General features: G+C 69.3%; 17 protein-coding genes. 11 read left to right on the top strand and 6 right to left on the bottom strand.

What is annotated here, in order from left to right:
* Positions 1 to 14: 14 nt before the first annotated feature.
* The 3 genes from lhgO to OHA18_RS34600 are packed head-to-tail and all read right to left on the bottom strand — an operon-like array spanning position 15 to position 3,137.
* A complete protein-coding gene (gene lhgO, locus OHA18_RS34610; RefSeq protein WP_328999566.1) occupies positions 15 to 1,211 on the bottom strand; it encodes an L-2-hydroxyglutarate oxidase in 1,197 nt (398 codons plus the stop codon).
* Complete coding sequence (locus tag OHA18_RS34605; protein WP_328999565.1) at positions 1,208 to 2,056, bottom strand: alpha/beta fold hydrolase; 849 nt, start codon at positions 2,054 to 2,056, stop codon at positions 1,208 to 1,210. Before OHA18_RS34605 ends, lhgO begins: the two co-directional genes overlap by 4 nt.
* A gap of 34 nt (positions 2,057 to 2,090) precedes the next feature.
* Positions 2,091 to 3,137, bottom strand: a complete 1,047-nt coding sequence (locus OHA18_RS34600; RefSeq protein ID WP_328999564.1) for a substrate-binding domain-containing protein — start codon at positions 3,135 to 3,137, stop codon at positions 2,091 to 2,093.
* A gap of 110 nt (positions 3,138 to 3,247) precedes the next feature.
* Between OHA18_RS34600 and OHA18_RS34595 the strand changes: the two genes are divergently transcribed.
* The 9 genes from OHA18_RS34595 (at position 3,248) to OHA18_RS34555 (ending at position 12,814) form a co-directional block, all read left to right on the top strand.
* Complete coding sequence (locus OHA18_RS34595; protein WP_328999563.1) at positions 3,248 to 3,643, top strand: MarR family winged helix-turn-helix transcriptional regulator; 396 nt, start codon at positions 3,248 to 3,250, stop codon at positions 3,641 to 3,643.
* A 101-nt stretch (positions 3,644 to 3,744) separates the two neighbouring features.
* Positions 3,745 to 5,382: a purine-cytosine permease family protein gene (locus tag OHA18_RS34590; protein WP_328999562.1), complete on the top strand. Its 1,638-nt coding sequence runs from the start codon at positions 3,745 to 3,747 to the stop codon at positions 5,380 to 5,382.
* Entirely contained in the window at positions 5,379 to 5,681 is a 303-nt protein-coding gene (locus OHA18_RS34585) for an urease subunit gamma (protein ID WP_328999561.1), read from the top strand. Before OHA18_RS34590 ends, OHA18_RS34585 begins: the two co-directional genes overlap by 4 nt.
* Before the next feature lie 8 nt (positions 5,682 to 5,689).
* Complete coding sequence (gene ureB / locus OHA18_RS34580) at positions 5,690 to 6,040, top strand: urease subunit beta (protein ID WP_328999560.1); 351 nt, start codon at positions 5,690 to 5,692, stop codon at positions 6,038 to 6,040.
* Complete coding sequence (locus OHA18_RS34575) at positions 6,033 to 7,736, top strand: urease subunit alpha (protein ID WP_328999559.1); 1,704 nt, start codon at positions 6,033 to 6,035, stop codon at positions 7,734 to 7,736. The genes ureB and OHA18_RS34575 overlap by 8 nt, the downstream gene beginning before the upstream one ends.
* Positions 7,736 to 8,542: an urease accessory protein UreF gene (locus tag OHA18_RS43430; RefSeq protein WP_442914348.1), complete on the top strand. Its 807-nt coding sequence runs from the start codon at positions 7,736 to 7,738 to the stop codon at positions 8,540 to 8,542. The genes OHA18_RS34575 and OHA18_RS43430 overlap by 1 nt, the downstream gene beginning before the upstream one ends.
* A complete protein-coding gene (ureG, locus tag OHA18_RS34565) occupies positions 8,535 to 9,242 on the top strand; it encodes an urease accessory protein UreG (RefSeq protein ID WP_328999558.1) in 708 nt (235 codons plus the stop codon). The genes OHA18_RS43430 and ureG overlap by 8 nt, the downstream gene beginning before the upstream one ends.
* The gene (locus OHA18_RS34560; protein WP_328999557.1) at positions 9,226 to 9,897 is read left to right on the top strand and encodes an urease accessory protein UreD; all 672 of its coding nucleotides are present in this window, start codon (positions 9,226 to 9,228) and stop codon (positions 9,895 to 9,897) included. Before ureG ends, OHA18_RS34560 begins: the two co-directional genes overlap by 17 nt.
* A 61-nt stretch (positions 9,898 to 9,958) precedes the next feature.
* Positions 9,959 to 12,814 carry a helix-turn-helix transcriptional regulator gene (locus OHA18_RS34555; protein WP_328999556.1) on the top strand — a complete coding sequence of 952 codons (2,856 nt, stop codon included), beginning with the start codon at positions 9,959 to 9,961 and terminating at the stop codon, positions 12,812 to 12,814.
* Here OHA18_RS34555 and OHA18_RS34550 read toward each other — a convergent pair.
* Positions 12,811 to 13,548 carry an SDR family oxidoreductase gene (locus tag OHA18_RS34550; protein WP_328999555.1) on the bottom strand — a complete coding sequence of 246 codons (738 nt, stop codon included), beginning with the start codon at positions 13,546 to 13,548 and terminating at the stop codon, positions 12,811 to 12,813. The two genes, OHA18_RS34555 and OHA18_RS34550, sit on opposite strands and share 4 nt — an antisense overlap.
* Positions 13,549 to 13,557: 9 nt before the next feature.
* Positions 13,558 to 13,872, bottom strand: a complete 315-nt coding sequence (locus OHA18_RS34545) for a muconolactone Delta-isomerase family protein (protein ID WP_328999554.1) — start codon at positions 13,870 to 13,872, stop codon at positions 13,558 to 13,560.
* 181 nt (positions 13,873 to 14,053) lie between these two features.
* Here OHA18_RS34545 and OHA18_RS34540 point away from each other — a divergent pair, with 181 nt between their 5' ends.
* Positions 14,054 to 15,400, top strand: coding sequence for a dihydrolipoyl dehydrogenase family protein (locus OHA18_RS34540; RefSeq protein WP_328999553.1), 1,347 nt, complete (start codon positions 14,054 to 14,056; stop codon positions 15,398 to 15,400).
* Between the two features lie 13 nt (positions 15,401 to 15,413).
* A complete protein-coding gene (locus OHA18_RS34535; RefSeq protein ID WP_328999552.1) occupies positions 15,414 to 15,719 on the top strand; it encodes a hypothetical protein in 306 nt (101 codons plus the stop codon).
* Positions 15,720 to 15,721: 2 nt separating this feature from the next.
* Here OHA18_RS34535 and OHA18_RS34530 read toward each other — a convergent pair whose 3' ends face one another.
* The gene (locus tag OHA18_RS34530; protein WP_328999551.1) at positions 15,722 to 16,234 is read right to left on the bottom strand and encodes a DUF5134 domain-containing protein; all 513 of its coding nucleotides are present in this window, start codon (positions 16,232 to 16,234) and stop codon (positions 15,722 to 15,724) included.
* Positions 16,235 to 16,347: the final 113 nt, after the last annotated feature.

The following is a 16,347-nucleotide window of genomic DNA, read 5'->3' as shown; positions in this document are numbered from 1 at the left end:
GATGTGACGTTTGGTCAGGCGCGGTCGGCGGAGAGTTCCTCGGCGATGCGGTCGCCGATGACGAGGCAGGCGGTGGCGGCAGGCGAAGGGGCGTTGAGGACGTGCAGGGCGCGGCCGTCGCGGAGGAACAGGAAGTCGTCGACCAGTTTGCCGTCGCGCGTGACGGCCTGTGCGCGGACACCCGCGCCGGAGCGGCGTACATCCTTGACCTGCAACTCGGGGAGCATGCGACGAGCCTCGCGAACCAGGGCCCGGCCGGTGAGCGAGCGGACGATCTCCTTCGCGCCGGTTCGCGCGTACCGGCGCGCCAGGCGCCAGGATCCGCGGTACGTCGCGGCCTCCCACACGTCCCGCGGGGCGATCTTCGACCACTTGTAGCCCTCGCGCGACAACGCGGGTACGGCGTTCGGGCCGACGTGGACGCCGCCGTCGATACCGCGGGTCAGGTGCACGCCGAGGAACGGCAGGTCGGGGTCGGGCACCGGGTAGACCAGGCCCTTCACCAGGAAGTCGCGCTCGGGGACGATCTCGCTGAACTCGCCGCGGAACGGGAGGATGCGCACCCCGGGCTCGAGCCCGGACGCACGTGCGAGCCGGTCGCTGTGCAGCCCGGCGCAGACGGCGACGCGGTCCGCCTCGATCACCTCGTCGGTCGTGCAAACCCGAGCGATGGAGCCGGCGTTCTCGACCGACGTCACGGAGATACCGGTACGGATCTCGCCGCCCGCGGCCCGGACATCGTCGGCGAGGGCGGCGGCGACCAGCTTGAAGTCCACGCGGCCGGTGGAGTCGACCGCCAGCGCGCCCTTGACGCGTAGATGCGGCTCGCGCTCCGCGACCTCTTCGAGGGTCAGCCGGCGGACCGGTACACCGTTCTCCTGGCCGACGCCGAACAGTCGGTCGAGCTGCGGCAACTCGGCCTCGGTCGTCGCCACCACCAGCTTGCCGGGGACGTCGAGCGGGATGCCCTTCTCCTCGCAGTACTCCTTCAGCGCCGCCCCGCCGGCCACGGCGAACCGGGCCTTGAGCGAGCCGGGCCGGTAGTACAGGCCGGAGTGCACGACTCCCGAGTTGTGCCCGGTCTGATGCGCGCCGACGGACGGTTCCTTCTCCAGTACCAAGACCGGCGTACCGGGATCGCGCCGCTGCAGGGCGCGCGCCACCGCCAGTCCGACGATGCCGCCGCCGACCACTACCGCTGATCTCGTCACGGTGTAGAGAGGTCCTTCCGGTCGCCAGAAATACATCGATCGGGTGACAGCCAGTCCCGCAGCAAGGTGGCCAGCGCTACCGGGGCGTCGTACTGGATGAGATGGCCGGCCTCGGGCACCTCGACGTACGAGGCGCCTGGGATCAGGTCTGCGAGCCGCTTCCCGGTGGCCGTCGGGATCCAGGCGTCGTCGCGGCCCCACACCACCTTGACCGGGATCGCGAGGTTGCCGAGGATCCGCTCGTTCTCGACCAGGTACTGCTCGTCGTACTGCGCGATCTGCCGGTAGAACGCCGGCTGCCCCTCAGCCGTGAGCCATGGCTTCACCAGCTCGTCGAGCTCGGCCTCCCGCAGCCCGCGGTGGCTCGCGGCGCTCACGTACGCCCGCAGGATCGCCTCGTGGATGTACGCCGGCAACTCGTCGAGCGTGGTTGGATGCCGCTTCACGAACTGGAAGAACGGCGAACCGCTCGGCGGGACGGCGACCACATCGACGAGCATGAGCGACCGGTACGCCGCCTTCTCGGCCAGCGTCGCGCGCAGCGAGACCGCTCCACCGAAGTCATGCGCGACCACGTGCGGGCGGTCCAGCTCCCAGTGCTCGAGCAACGCCGCGAACGCCTTCGCCTGCGACCCGAAGTCGACCTCGTGATGCTTGGCCGATTCGCCGTACCCCGGCATGTCCCAGAGGTACACCGTGAAGTCGGCACTCAGCGCGTCGGCGTACCTCGACCAGACCCGCGACGAGAACGGCGTCCCGTGACAGAAGACCACTGCCGGCCCACTGCCCGCCTTGCCCCAGGCAATCGACCGCCCTTTCCACTCGAACCGCTCATCGACATCCATCCCTCCACCTAACCATCACCTCGGGTCTCGACGGTTAGTACGTGTGCGCGATCTGTTCCTCGATGCGGAACTCGAGACCGTCGGCAGCGGCGAGGTAGACGTCCTGGTCGACGAGGTTTCCGTCGAGGCGGAGGAGGCCGCGGGGGCTGTCGTAGAAGTGGCCGGTCGGGAGTGCGGCGGACATCTCGATCGATCCGCTGATCTCGCCGAGGCGGGCGAGGAAGCGGATCGCCTCGTAGCAGGATTCACCGACCGCGTTCAGCGCCGGCGCGAACGGGCCGAAGCGCGCGTAGTACTGCTGGGCGAACTCGTTGCTCTCCACGGTCGACAGACCGTCGAAGTACGCCGCGGCCGCATAGACACCGTGGTTCGCGCCGGGTCCGGCGCCGAGCAGCGTGTTCTCCTCGATCGCCGTACTGAGCCGGAGCAGATCCTCGCTCAGTCCGGCGCGGGCGAACTGACGGTTGAAGTGGACCGCGTCCTGGCCCATCAGCAGCATGATCACCCCGTCGGCTTTGGTTGCCTTCAGCCCGTTGATCACGTCGGTGAAGTCGGAGGTGCCGAGGGCCACATACGCCGATTCCATGATGTCCAGGGCTTCCTGGGCAACAGCTCCGGTCACCCGCGGGTAGACGTAGTCGTTGCCGACGACAACCCATCGGCGGGCGCCGTGGTGCTCCCGCAGCCACCGCGCGGCCGGAAGCAGCTGGTTGACCGGACGTTCGCCGAGCATGAACACACCGGGCGTATCGTCGCCGCCCTCGTGCATTGCGGCGAACGCGTACACGACCCGGCCACCGATCCGTCGCGTCAGCGCCACGCGGACCGCGGAGATGTGCCAGCCGGCCACAGCCTCGACCCGCCCGGAGTCGACCAGGCGCCCGACCTCCTCGGCGACCACCTCGGGCGGACGCCCGGCGTCAACCTGGATCAGCTCGACTCTGCGCCCGGCGATGCCATTGCGGGCGTTCAGCTGCTCGACCGCCAGCTCGCCGCAGGCCAGGCAAGACGGTCCGTACATCCCGGTCGGACCCTGCAGCGGCACCACGAAGGCGATCGGCAGTACGTCGGAACGCCGCACGATCACCTCCTCGTCGCCGTACGGGCGCGCCCTCAGTGTGACCGAATCGGAGGCGGAACTTCGAGCGAACAGCTATATTTCCCAGCACCTGAACCGAGGAGGGGTTGCGAATGGCGTCAAGCCTGCTCCTGGTGCTGAAACGGGTCGAGCGGGAGATCGAGCTCGGTCTGCAGCCGTTGCTCGACGAGTTCGGGCTGACGATCGAGCAGTGGCGGATCATGGCCGCGCTGCACGAGGAGCCCGGTCAGCCGATGTCGCAGTTGGCGGAGTCCGCCGTACTGCCGGCCGCGAGCCTGACCCGGCACGTCGACAAGCTGGTCGAGCGCGGACTGGTGCTGCGGCGAGTCCATCCGGACGACAAACGGCGCATCGTCACCGCCCTCTCCCCCGTCGGCACGACCGTCGCCGACCGTCTGGCCACCGCCCAGCACACCCTCGAGGCCGACCTCCCGAATTACTTCCAGATGGAAATACACGAACGTAGCGGTTCGGCAACACGCAGGTAACACGGCGTTCCTAGGTTCCTTCCATTCGGGTGCATCCCCGCCGGCAGCGTCGCCGGTACGCCGGAGCACCGCTCGCCCGAAGGTGCCGCAGGAGTTCCGCCATGACCGTTGAACCCTCGCTCGATCACCGCAGCCCCGCCCCTCCGAGTCAGAACACCGCGACGCGCGAGACCCTGGAGGACTACACCCTTCGGTTCGCGCCGCGCAGCTACCGCAAGTGGTCGACCGGCGTGGTCGCCGTCTCGGCCCTGGGCGGCATCGCCTATCTCGCCGACTTCGCGATCGGCGCGAACATCGGCATCTCGTACGGCACGACCAACGCCCTGTGGGGTATCGCGATCTTCGCGGTGGTCATTTTCGCGACCGGGCTGCCGCTGGCGTACTACGCCGCGCGGTACAACATCGACCTCGACCTGATCACCCGTGGCAGCGGCTTCGGGTACTACGGCTCGGTCGTGACCAACGTGATCTTCGCGTCGTTCACGTTCATCTTCTTCGCGCTCGAAGGCTCGATCATGGCGCAGGGCCTGCAACCCGGGCTGCACGTGCCGCTCTGGCTCGGGTACGCCGTGTCCACGATGGTGATCTTCCCGCTGGTGATCTACGGGATGAAGGTGCTGTCGACGCTGCAGGTGTGGACGACGCCGCTGTGGCTGATCCTGATGGTGCTGCCGTTCGGCTATTTGGTCGTCTCGCACCCTTCGTCGGTGTCGACGTTCTTCGACTACGGCCCCGACGCCGACTTCGGGTCGATGCTGCTCGCGGCCGGCGTCTGCCTGTCGCTGATCGCGCAGATCGCCGAACAGCTCGACTACCTGCGGTTCATGCCGCCGAAGACGCCGGAGAACTCGCGCAAGTGGTGGACCGCGGTGCTGCTGGCCGGCCCCGGTTGGGTGATCTTCGGCGCACTGAAGCAGGTCATCGGCCTGTTCCTCGCGGTGTACATCATCGCCAACGTCGCCGACTCCTCCGCGATCGCGAACCAGCCGGTGCACCAGTTCCTGGAGATCTACCGCGGCTTCCTGCCCGGCTGGCTGGCGATGACGCTGGCCGTCGTACTCGTCGTCATCAGCCAGGTGAAGATCAACGTGACGAACGCGTACTCCGGCTCGCTCGCCTGGACGAACTCGTACACCCGGCTGACCCGGCACTACCCCGGCCGGCTGGTGTTCCTCGGGTTCAACCTGGTGATCGCGCTGGTGCTGATGGAGGCGAACATGTTCGACTTCCTCAACACCATCCTCGGGTTCTACGCGAACTGCGGCATGGCGTGGATCGTGGTCGTTGCCTCGGACATCGTCTTCAACAAGTACCTGCTGAAGTTGTCGCCGAAGGCGCCGGAGTTCCGCCGCGGCATGCTGTACGCCGTCAACCCGGTCGGCTTCGTCTCGATGGCAGCGGCCGCGGGCGTCTCGATCCTGGTCTTCTTCGGCGGCCTGGGCGACACCATCAAGCCGTACTCACCGCTCGTCGCGATCGGCCTCGCGCTGGTACTGCCGCCCATCCTGGCCGTCATCACCCGCGGCAACTACTACCTCCGCCGCACCGACGACGGCCTCGACCTCCCCATGTACGACGACCACGGCAACCCGTCGGGCGCAGTACTCACCTGCCACGTCTGCCGCCAGGACTACGAACGCCCCGACATGACCGCCTGCGAAACCCACAACGCGGCCGTCTGCTCGCTCTGCCTGAGCACAGACAAGGTGTCCGACCACGTCCTACCGTTGACCTCGTGAACTTCACTCCCGCTGACGTCGAGAAGCTGCTGCTCTCCGTGGCCGGCATGGTCGCCCGCGACCGGCTGGCCCGGGGAGTGCTGCTCAACCATCCGGAGGCAGTGGCGCTGCTGAGCACCTGGGTGATCGAGCAGGCCCGTGAAGGAGCTCGGGTCGCCGACCTGATGGAGAGTGGCCGGACGGTGCTCACCCGCGACCAGGTGATGCCTGGAGTTGCCGAGCTCCTGCACGACGTGCAGGTCGAGGCGACGTTCCCGGACGGACGCAAGCTCGTCACCATCCACAACCCGATCATCTGAGGAGAGGTATGAGCGCTCCAGGTGAGATTCGTGTTCGGCCCGGAACCATCACGTTGAACGGGAATCGTTCAGACGACGAGCGGTTGCGGCTGGTGATCGTGAACACCGGGGACCGGCCGATCCAGATCGGCTCGCATCTGCACTTGCCGGATGCGAACTCGGCACTCGCCTTCGACCGTGAGGCTGCACAGGGGTTCCGGCTCGACATCCCGTCGGGGACCTCGCAGCGCTTCGAGCCCGGAGCATCCCGCGAGGTGAACCTGGTCGCGTTGAGAGGAAATCGGCGGGTCCCCGGGATCCAACTGAAGCCGAGGCCCGCCAGCGGGGTCCGCGAGTCCTCCGAGGTGGATCGTGGTTGAGATTTCGCGGGCGGCTTATGCCGCGCTCTACGGGCCGACCGTCGGGGATCAGGTGCGGCTGGCTGACACCGATCTGTGGGTGGAGGTTGAGCAGGACCTGACCGTCGGCGGTGAGGAGGTCGTGTTCGGGGGTGGGAAGTCGATTCGGGAGTCGATGGCGCAAGGTACAGCGACGCGCGCGGACGGTGCACCGGACACCGTCATCAGCAACGTGCTCGTCGTGGACTGGTGGGGCATCGTCCGTGCCGACGTCGGGATCCGCGACGGCCGGATCGTCGCCCTCGGCCGTGCCGGGAACCCGGACATCGCGGACGGTGTCCACCCGGACCTCCGCATCGGCCCGTCCACCGACGTGATCGCGGGCGAGGGCCGCATCCTGACCGCCGGCGCGATCGACTCGCACGTCCACTTGCTCTCCCCCTCGCAGCTGCACGAGGCACTGGCCACCGGCATCACCACAGTCGTCGGCGGCGGGACCGGGCCGAGTGAGGGCTCGAAGGCGACCACGGTCACGCCGGGCGCGTGGCACCTGGAGCAGATGCACCGCGCGCTCGACGCCGTACCGCTCAACGTGCTGCTGCTCGGCAAGGGGAACACGGTCAGCGCGGAGGCCCTCGCCGAGCAGGCGCTCGCGGGTGCGGCCGGCTACAAGATCCACGAGGACTGGGGTTCGACGCCGGCCGCGATCGACACCGCGCTGCGCGCCGCGGACGAGTGGGGGCTCCAGGTCGCGCTGCACGCGGACAGCCTGAACGAGGCCGGGTACGTCGAGTCGACGCTCGGGGCGATCGCGGGCCGGTCGATCCACGCGTTCCACGTCGAGGGCGCGGGCGGTGGTCACGCGCCGGACATCCTCTCGATCGCGTCGTACCCGCATGTCATTCCCGGGTCGACGAACCCGACCCTGCCGCACACGGTGAACACGGTCGCCGAGCACCTCGACATGCTGATGGTCTGCCACCATCTCAGTCCGGACGTGCCGGAGGATCTCGCGTTCGCAGAGTCGCGGATCCGGGCCACCACGATCGCGGCCGAAGACATCCTGCACGACCTCGGCGCGCTGTCGGTCACCTCGTCCGACGCGCAGGCGATGGGCCGGATCGGCGAGGTGATCACCCGGACCTGGCAGGTCGCGCATGTGATGAAGCATCGGCGCGGTGCGCTGACCGGCGGGCTGCCGGCCGACAACGAGCGGGTACGGCGGTACGTCGCGAAGTACACGATCAACCCGGCGGTTGCCCACGGCATCGATCACGAGGTCGGCTCGGTCGAGGCCGGCAAGCTCGCGGACCTGACGCTCTGGGATCCGCGGTACTTCGGCGTCCGGCCGAGCCTGGTGATCAAGGGCGGCGCGATCGCGTGGGCCGCGCTCGGCGACCCGAACGCGTCGATCCCGACGCCGCAGCCGGTGCTGATGCGGCCGGCGTTCGGCGACGCGATCGGGGCGGATCTGTCGTACACGTTCATGTCGCCCGCGGCGCTGGAGGACGGGCTGGCCGATCGGCTGCAGTTGCGTCGGCGGCTGCTCGGCGTACGGCCGACGCGGGAGATCGGCAAGGCGGACATGAAGAACAACAGTGCGCTGCCGAGCATCGACATCGACCCGGAGACGTTCGCGATCGAGGTCGACGGAGAACTGGTGGAGCCGTCGCCGACCGAGGTGCTTCCGCTGGCCCAGTTGTACGCGATGTTCTGATGGGTACGGCGGAGCTGGTCGCGCTGATGCTCGCCGACGGGCGGGTGCCCACCGGCGGCCACACGCAGTCGGCGGGCCTCGAGCCCGCCGTACGGGCCGGGTTAGGTGCCGACGGCAAGCAGTTGTCCGACGTCGCGGAGTACGCCCGGGACCGGCTCCGCACGGTCACCCGTGTCGAGGCGGCCGTCGCGGTTCTGGCCCGTCATACCGCGATCTCCGCTGACTCCTCGCCGAGTCCTGCGGATTGGTCCGCGCAGGGTTCGCCGAGTCGTGAATCGCGGTCCGAAAACCCGCGCCACCCTTCACGACTCGACGATCAGCCGGTCGGCGCGGGTGGCACGGGTGGTGGGGAGGTGGGGTTGGCGGGGGTTGAGGAGGCTTGGGCTGCTCGGAGCAGTAGTCACGTGTTGCGGGGGGTATCACGTAGGCAGGGTCGGGCGTATTTGCGATTGGCGGGGCGGGTCTGGCCCGAGGTGCTTCGGTATCTGCCTCGCGACGGGGAAGTTCCGCGGCCGATCGTGTTGGGGGTGGTGGCGGCGGTTACCGGGCTGTCGGCGGAGCAGGTCGCGCGGATTGTCGGGTACGACGACGTGCAGACAGTCGTGTCGGCATCGTTGAAGCTGCTGCCGGTGGATCCCGCCGACGCCGCAACCTGGCTCGCGGCCCTCCACGACGACATCGAAGAGATGGTCGCCGACGTCGCGCCGTTGACCGACGTCGAGAAGCTGCCCGCCAACGCCGCACCACTCATCGACGTTCACGCGCAGAATCACGCGACCGAGAGAATGAGGTTGTTCCATGCATGAGACCCGCTCCTTCCGGCTGGGCGTCGCCGGACCGGTCGGCACCGGCAAGAGCTCACTGATCGCGACGATCTGCCGCGAACTCGCCGGCGAGCTCCGCCTGGGCGTGATCACCAACGACATCTACACCGACGAGGACGCCCGCCTGCTGCGCTCCGCCGGCGTACTCGATCCCGACCGCATCCGCGCCGTCGAGACCGGCGCCTGTCCGCACACCGCGATCCGCGACGACGTCACCCCGAACCTGATCGCCGTCGAGGACCTCGAGCGCGACTTCGCCCCGCTGGACGTCGTACTCGTCGAGTCCGGCGGCGACAACCTCACCGCGACCTTCTCCCCCGCCCTCGTCGACGCGCAGATCTTCGTGCTCGACGTCGCCGGCGGTGGTGATGTCGCGCGGAAAGGCGGGCCGGGGATCGCCCGGGCGGACCTGCTCGTCGTCAACAAGACCGACCTGGCGCCGTACGTCGAGGTGGACGTCGACCGGATGGTCCAGGACGCCGAGGCCGCCCGCGACGGGAAACCGGTGCTCGCGCTCTCCCGCAAGGATCCCGCCTCGATCGCCAGGCTCAAGGAATGGGTCCGGAACATGACGGCCCAGGTACACACCGGCGAACACACCCCCGTCGACCCCGGCCCGATGGCACCGCACTCCCACGCCGGAGAGGACGGCACGCTGATCACCCATGTCCACGCGCATTGATGTCACCGCCGACCCGGTCCGCGACCGCTGCCTGCTGACGGCCGGCCACCTCTCACCCCGGCGCCTGCACAGTCCGCCGGGCGTGGTGCGTGTCGCCCTGGTCGCCGCGGGCGCGCTCCTGCTCGCCGGCGACGAGGTACGGATCGAGATCGTCGCCGAAGGTCCCGTGCGGGTCGAGATCGTGGAAACCGCCGGCACCGTCGCGTACGCGATGCGCGGCGGATCCGCCCGCTGGGACGTCGACATCCGCCTGACGGACGGCGCCAGCCTCCACTGGTACGCCGAACCGTTCGTCGTCTCCGCCGGCGCCGACGTCACCCGTACGACGACCGCCCGCCTGGCCGCGGGCTGCACGGCCCGACTGCGTGAGTCACTCGTCCTCGGACGGTACGCCGAGGTCGGCGGCATTCTCCGTACGGCGACCCGTGCGTGGATCGACGACGACCTCCTCCTCGCCGAAGACCTCGATCTCTCCCCCGAGAGTCGCACCGGCTGGGCGATCCTCGGATCGGCTCGCTGCCTCGACACGGTCACCACCCTCGGCTTCCGTCTCCCGGACACGCCGCAGACGCTCCAGCTCGAAGGCCCCGGGTCCATCGCCCGTCAACTGATCCACGAGCAGCACGAGAGCAACCTGAACCAAGCCCCGGTGTGATAGTCAACCGGGCTGGCCGGACTTAGTCTGGATCGGGTTCGGCAACTGCGGCGTACCGGTGATGCGGCGCGGGTCTCACCGCTGGGAGGGCGGGCGGACGGTGGAGCGTGGAGGCGGCAGCCTGGAGGCGGGGCGAACACGGGCGACGGATCTGCTCGGCCGCCGGCCGGAACGCGCCGTTCTCGACCGTTTACTCGCTGATGTCCGCGGCGGAGGCAGTCGGGTGCTCGTCGTACGCGGAGAGGCCGGAGTCGGGAAGAGCGCGCTGCTCAACTACGCCACCGAGGCCGCGCCGGATCTGCGCCTGCTGCGCGCGGTCGGCGTCCAGTCCGAGATGGAATTGGTGTTCGCCGCTCTGCATCAGCTCTGTGTGCCGCTGCTGGATCGGATGAAGCGGATTCCGGACCCGCAGCGCCGGGCGCTCGCGACGGTGTTCGGGCTCGCTCCCGGCCCGGCCCCGGACCGGTTCATGGTCGGGCTCGCGGTGCTCAGCCTGATCTCGGACCTGGCGGACGAGCAGCCGGTGCTGGTCGTCGTCGACGATGCCCAGTGGCTCGACACCGCGACCGCACAGACGCTCGGATTCGTCGCCCGCAGGATCGGGAACGAGGCGGTCGGTCTCCTCTTCGGCGCACGCGAGGTCGGCGTCGACCTCAACGGTCTCGCCGAGCTGGAAGTCGAGGGTCTGCCGGAGGACGACGCTCGGGCGTTGCTGGGGTCGGCGGTGGAGTTCCTGCTGGATGCTCCGATCCGGGACCGCATTGTGGCCGAGACCGGTGGCAATCCGCTGGCGTTGCTGCAGCTGCCGCGGGGTCTGACGGCGACCCAGCTGGCGGCCGGGTTCGGGCTGCTCGGCGGGCAAGGGTTGCCCGGGCGGATCGAGCAGAGCTTCCTGCGGGAGGCAGATGCCCTGCCGGCCCCGACGCGGCAGCTCCTGCTAGTTGCAGCGGCCGAGCCGGTCGGCGATCCGGTCCTGGTACGGCGGGCCGCGGATCAGCTGGGGATCGATGCCGCATTCGCCGAGATCGACGGTCTGCTGAGCTTGGGTGAGCGGGTGACGTTCCGCCATCCGTTGGTGCGATCGGCGCTGTACGGGTCGGCGTCCGCGACAGAGCGCCGCGCAGTACACCTGGCTCTGGCAGGGGCGACGGACTCGGCCGCCGACCCTGATCGTCGCGCCTGGCACCTCGCGGCGGCCGCGTCGGGACCGGACGAGGCAGTTGCTGTCGAGCTGGAGCAGTCTGCGGATCGCGCTCAGGCTCGAGGCGGATTCGCGGCGGCCGCGGCGTGCTTGCAGCGGGCGGTCGCGCTCACCCGTGATCCGGTACGCCGTACCGAGCGCGCACTGGCCGGAGCGCAGGCGAGCGTTCAGGCCGGCGCATTCCGGACCGCGTGGGAGCTGCTGGCGACCGCGGAGGCGGGGCAGCTGGACGACCTTGGGCGGGCGCGGATCGACCTGCTGCGCGCGGAGGCGGCGTTCGCACAACAACGCGGCCGTGATGCACCGGGACTGCTGCTGAGAGCCGCCCGGACCCTCGAGCCCTTCGACATCCGCCTCGCGCGAGACACCTACCTGGACGCGTGGAGCGCCGCGCTGTTCGCCGGCCAGTTGGCGGCAGGCACCGGCCTCCGCGAGGTCTCGCAGGCCGCAATGGCAGCCCCTCGCCCCGCTCCCTCACCCCGCTCCGCCGCATCGGGCCAGTCGGGCGTCGCGGTGCGGAATTCCGACGTACTCCTGGATGGGTTTGCGTTGCTGTTCGCGGAGGGGCGCGAGCGGAGCGTGCCGTTGCTCAAGAAGGCTGCTGTTGCGTTCGGCGACGGCGAGGTCTCGCCGGAAGAGATCCTTCGCTGGGGATGGCTGGCGACAGCGGCGGCCGCGACTGCGTGGGACTTCGAGGCCTGTCTGGCCGCCTCGATCCGGCAGGTCGACACCGCGCGAGGCGCCGGTGCGCTCGCCGTACTCGCGGTCGGCGTCAACGTACTCGGTCAGGTGTACGCGATGGCGGGCGACTTCGCCGAAGCGACGTCCCTCCGGGCCGAGGCCGACGCGGTCCGCGAGGCCACCGGCACCCACATCGGCCCGTACGGCGCACTCGTGCTGGCCGCGCTCCAAGGGCGCCCCGACGACGCGTTCCCACTGATCGACGACACCATCGTGCGGATGACGGCCGAAGGGCAGGGTACGGCGGCGCAGTACGCGCGCTGGGCCAAGTCCGTCGTACTGAACGGACTCGGCCACCACGACGAAGCGTTGCCCTGGGCAACTCTCGCCGCCGAGGACACACCGGAACTGTTCGTCTCCTCCTGGGCCCTGAGCGAACAGATCGAAGCCGCCGCCCGCAGCGGACATCCCCGTGAGGCCGCGGCCGCACTCGCCCGCCTCCGGGAGAAGACCCGCGGCACCGACGAGACGTGGGGACTAGGGATCGAGGCACGCGCCCGCGGGCTCGTGCACAAGGGCGCCGCCGCCGAGAAGGCGTACCTCGAAGCGATCGAGCACCTGGACGGCACCAGACTGCGCCCCGACCTGGCTCGTGCACACCTCCTGTACGGCGAATGGCTGCGTCGGCACACGCGCCGAGGCGACGCCCGGTCCGAGCTCCGCACTGCCTATGAGATGTTCTCCGAGATCGGCATGGTCGCGTTCGCCGAGCGAGCACGCCGGGAGTTGCAGGCGACCGGCGAGACCGTACGCCGACGCGCCTCCGCCTCGACCGCCGGCGATGAGCTCACCCCGCAGGAACGTCAGATCGCCCTCCTCGTCCGCGACGGCCTGTCGAATCCCGAAGTCGGCACCCGGCTGTTCCTCAGCCCGCGGACGGTGGAATGGCACCTGCGCAAGATCTTCGACAAGCTCTCGATCAGCTCGCGCCGGCAGCTACGGGAGGCCCTGCCCGAGGCCGACTCAGGACACTAGCGCGACAGCAGCTGCTGACCACCGTCGACGTCGTACGTCGCGCCGGTCAGCGCACCGTTCGTCATCAGGTGAACGACGAGCGCAGCCACGTCCTCGGGGCCGACGACCCGCCCGATCGGCAGTGTCGCCCGCAACTCCGCGCGGCGATCCTCGAGCTGGTCCCCGAGCAACCGCGCCGACAACGGCGTGTCGACGAAGCCGGCGGCGACCGTGTTCACCCGGATCGGGGCGAGTTCGACGGCCGCGTTCGCGACGATCGCGGACAGCGAGGCCGTCCCGATAGCGGCCATCATCAGTCCGATCCCGGGCCGCCGGGCACCCGTACCGCTGATGAACGTCAACGAACCGCCCGCACGGACTCTCCCGATGCAGAGCCGGGCGATGCGCAGCGAGCCGACCAGATGCTGGTTCATGAAGCGCTCTGCCTCGTCGAAGTCGAGCTCCGGGAGCGGCGCGTAGAACGGACCGCTACCGCCCACGAGGATGTGGTCGAGCTGCTCCGGCAGGTCGGCGAAGACTTGCCCGAGCTGGCCCGCATCATTCAGATCCAGCGTCATCGCGCGCTCCGCGCCGACCTCGACGGCGGCCTTCTCGAGCCGCTCGCGATCGCGCCCGGTGATGACGACCCGCGCACCCGCCGCACCGGCCTGCCGGGCCGTCTCCAACCCGATGCCCGCGCTGCCGCCCATCACCACAACGACCTGTCCGGTGAGACTCGTCATTGACTCAGCCATCTGCTCTCCTCATTCAGCTGGAAGCGCGACCTGGTTGCGCCCGGGATCGCTCGGATGCGGGGACAGCGGCGTGACCTCGTCGGTCCGCCAGATCCGCAGCGGCATCGCGGCCAGTACCGTCTCCAGGTCTGCCGCGTCGTCGGCCACGAAGAGACCCAGCGTGCGCCATTCGCCCGGCGCCAACGGCGGCCGCCACAAGCGCAGTACCCGTCCTTGCTCGGCCAGTACTGCGGTGTTGGCGGCTTCCCGCGCTCGTACGTCGGCCACCTCGGCGTCGGTCACTCCGTCCGGCACCTGGGTGGTCATCGTGACGAGGAATTCCATCTGTGTCCTCCGGGCTCGGTGGGTGGTGCCGGATCTACGATCCGGCCGGCGGACGGGGTTCCGCCACCGTGACGGTCCCTGGTCGCGTGAAACCAGGGTGACTCACTGGCCCGCCACGGACGTGGTCGGGGCGAGGCTGGGGCTGCCGGTTCGACCAGGGCGCGAGAAATGGACCTCCGTGATGAGTCAGTACGACGTGATCGTCCTCGGAGCCGGTGCTCCGGGTGAACACTGTGCGGCGACGTTGACCAAAGGTGGCGCGAACGTTGCCATCGTCGAGCGCGAACTGCTCGGCGGCGAGTGCTCGTACTGGGCCTGCATCCCTTCGAAGACCCTCCTACGACCCGGCGAGGCACTGGCCGCAGCGCTCGACGCGCCCGGCGCGCGGGAGGCCGTGACCGGTCCAGTCGACACGCACGCGGCCTTGGGTTGGCGCGACTTCATGGTGTCGAACTACGACGACGCCGGCGCGGTGTCGTGGGCCAAGAGCGTCGGCCTCGAGGTACTGCGCGGCCACGGCCGCCTCGCGGGCCCGAACACCGTGGCGGTCGACGACCGGACCCACACGGCTGACCACATCGTGATCGCGTGCGGCGCGGATCCGGTCATTCCGCCCGTACCGGGGCTGCGGGAGGTGCCTGGTGTGTGGACGAACCGGGACGTCACCGGACTGGTCGAAGTACCGGACCGCCTGCTGGTGCTCGGCGGTGGGGCGACCGGAGTCGAGATGAGTCAGGCACTGGCACGGATGGGCTCGTCCGTGACGCTGATCGAGCGCGACGACCACCTGATGCCTCGTGAACCGCGGGCGGTCGGCGAGGCGATCGCGGTCGCGCTGACGGCCGACAAAGTCGACGTACGCACCGGCACCGGCGCGGAGCGTGTTCGCCTCGACGGGTCGACGTACGTCATCGAGCTGAGCGACGGGAGCCAGGTCGAGGGCGACCGCATCCTGGTCGCGACCGGTCGCCGGCCGCGCGTCGACAACATCGGGCTTGAGACCGTGGGCATCGTCGCGAATCCGCGCGGCATCGCGGTCGACGACAAACTGTCGGCCGGCCCTGGGCTGTGGGCGATCGGGGATGTCACCGGGATCTGGCAACTGACCCACGTCGGCGAGTACCAGGGCCGAGTCGCCGCGAGCAACATCCTCGGCAAGCCGCGTACTGCGGACTACCGGGCCGTGCCCCGCGTCGTCTACAGCTACCCCCAGGCTGCCTCGGTCGGTGACGCGGACGGTCCGTACGTGAGCACCGTCCAGCTGTCCGGCGTACCGCGGACGTCGACGTACATGCGCTCGTACGACACTCAGCCCGGGTTCCTCACCCTCGTCTCCGACGGCATGGTGATCACCGGCGCCTACGCGGTCGGCCCCGAGGCCGGCGAGTGGCTCCAGCAAGCAACGCTCGCGATCCGGGCCCGCGTCCCGCTCGAGGTCCTCCTGGACGTCATCCAGCCCTTCCCCACCTTCTCCGAGTCGTTCCTCCAAGCCCTCCGCGACCTCGAGACCCAGTTGCCGAAGCAATAACGCGTGCTCAGGTGTGCCTCGAAGCGGTGAGGAGCGCGGCGGTCCTCTTGAGGCGTTCGGCGACCTTCCAGTAGTAGACCCAGGTCCCGCGGCGCTCGCAGTCGACCACGGCCGCGCTCCCACCTTCCTCCTGGCCACCGGCTACGAACAGGCTCGCTCGGTCGTCGCCGCGATCGCCGGTGACTGGCAAGCAGCCCGCAACGTCCAGCTGAATCTCCCCCAGACCGGAGTCTGCTCGTCCAACCTCGCCTACAGCGAACCGAGCGGTCTGCTGACCATCATCGACGACGGTCAGACCCAGTCGGGGTGCTGCAACTGAGCTCAGAGGGCGGGGGTCATCAAGGCGAGCATGGTGGCCATGCCGGCGCAGGAGAGGCCGTGGCAGCCGCAGAGGGTCCGGTGGCCGGGGGTGCGGGCCGCATGGACCAGCCACCAGCCGGCGGTGAGGACGAGGAGTCCGACGGCGGACCAGCTGAGCATCGTTGCCCAGGCGTCGCCGGACATCAGCCGCGGCATCGCGGCCAGCATCCAGACCATGCCGAGGTTCATCCAGGCATGCGCCATGGCCCCCGCCCGCTCGGGCACCGTCTCGGATCCGGACAGGTGGTAGAAGAAGACGACCGCCAGCCCTGCGAACACCGCGATCTGCGCCCACTGCCAGGTCGCCGCCATCGGCCACCACAGCATGACGAGCATCGCCGGGCTCATCAGCACATGACTGAGATCGACGACGGTCTCGATCCCCTGCCAGCGTCGCGTGCTCAACCGCCATACGCCGTACAGGCCCGTCGCAGCGAAGACCACGGTCAGGACAGTCGTCCAGGCTCCAGTCACCACGCCCCTCTAACTTCGGTCGCCGCAAAGAAGTTCCACTCCTGGGAACTGTTCCCACAACTGCTTCGTATTCATCAGTTGGGGGTTGTGGCAACCAATCGATCAGGAGTGAC

Source organism: Kribbella sp. NBC_00709, assembly GCF_036226565.1.
GTDB lineage: Bacteria > Actinomycetota > Actinomycetes > Propionibacteriales > Kribbellaceae > Kribbella.
This window is presented reverse-complemented; position numbering and strand designations above follow the sequence as displayed.

Excerpts from the sequence above, each read along its gene's own strand:
- OHA18_RS34545 (WP_328999554.1), bottom strand. The coding sequence starts at position 13,872 with ATGGAATTCCTCGTCACGATGACCACCCAGGTGCCGGACGGAGTGACC.
- OHA18_RS34595 (WP_328999563.1), top strand. The coding sequence starts at position 3,248 with ATGGCGTCAAGCCTGCTCCTGGTGCTGAAACGGGTCGAGCGGGAGATC.
- OHA18_RS34605 (WP_328999565.1), bottom strand. The coding sequence starts at position 2,056 with ATGGATGTCGATGAGCGGTTCGAGTGGAAAGGGCGGTCGATTGCCTGG.
- OHA18_RS34555 (WP_328999556.1), top strand. The coding sequence starts at position 9,959 with ATGCGGCGCGGGTCTCACCGCTGGGAGGGCGGGCGGACGGTGGAGCGT.
- OHA18_RS34560 (WP_328999557.1), top strand. The coding sequence starts at position 9,226 with ATGTCCACGCGCATTGATGTCACCGCCGACCCGGTCCGCGACCGCTGC.
- OHA18_RS34590 (WP_328999562.1), top strand. The coding sequence starts at position 3,745 with ATGACCGTTGAACCCTCGCTCGATCACCGCAGCCCCGCCCCTCCGAGT.
- OHA18_RS34550 (WP_328999555.1), bottom strand. The coding sequence starts at position 13,548 with ATGGCTGAGTCAATGACGAGTCTCACCGGACAGGTCGTTGTGGTGATG.
- OHA18_RS34540 (WP_328999553.1), top strand. The coding sequence starts at position 14,054 with ATGAGTCAGTACGACGTGATCGTCCTCGGAGCCGGTGCTCCGGGTGAA.
- ureG (WP_328999558.1), top strand. The coding sequence starts at position 8,535 with ATGCATGAGACCCGCTCCTTCCGGCTGGGCGTCGCCGGACCGGTCGGC.
- OHA18_RS43430 (WP_442914348.1), top strand. The coding sequence starts at position 7,736 with ATGGGTACGGCGGAGCTGGTCGCGCTGATGCTCGCCGACGGGCGGGTG.
- ureB (WP_328999560.1), top strand. The coding sequence starts at position 5,690 with ATGAGCGCTCCAGGTGAGATTCGTGTTCGGCCCGGAACCATCACGTTG.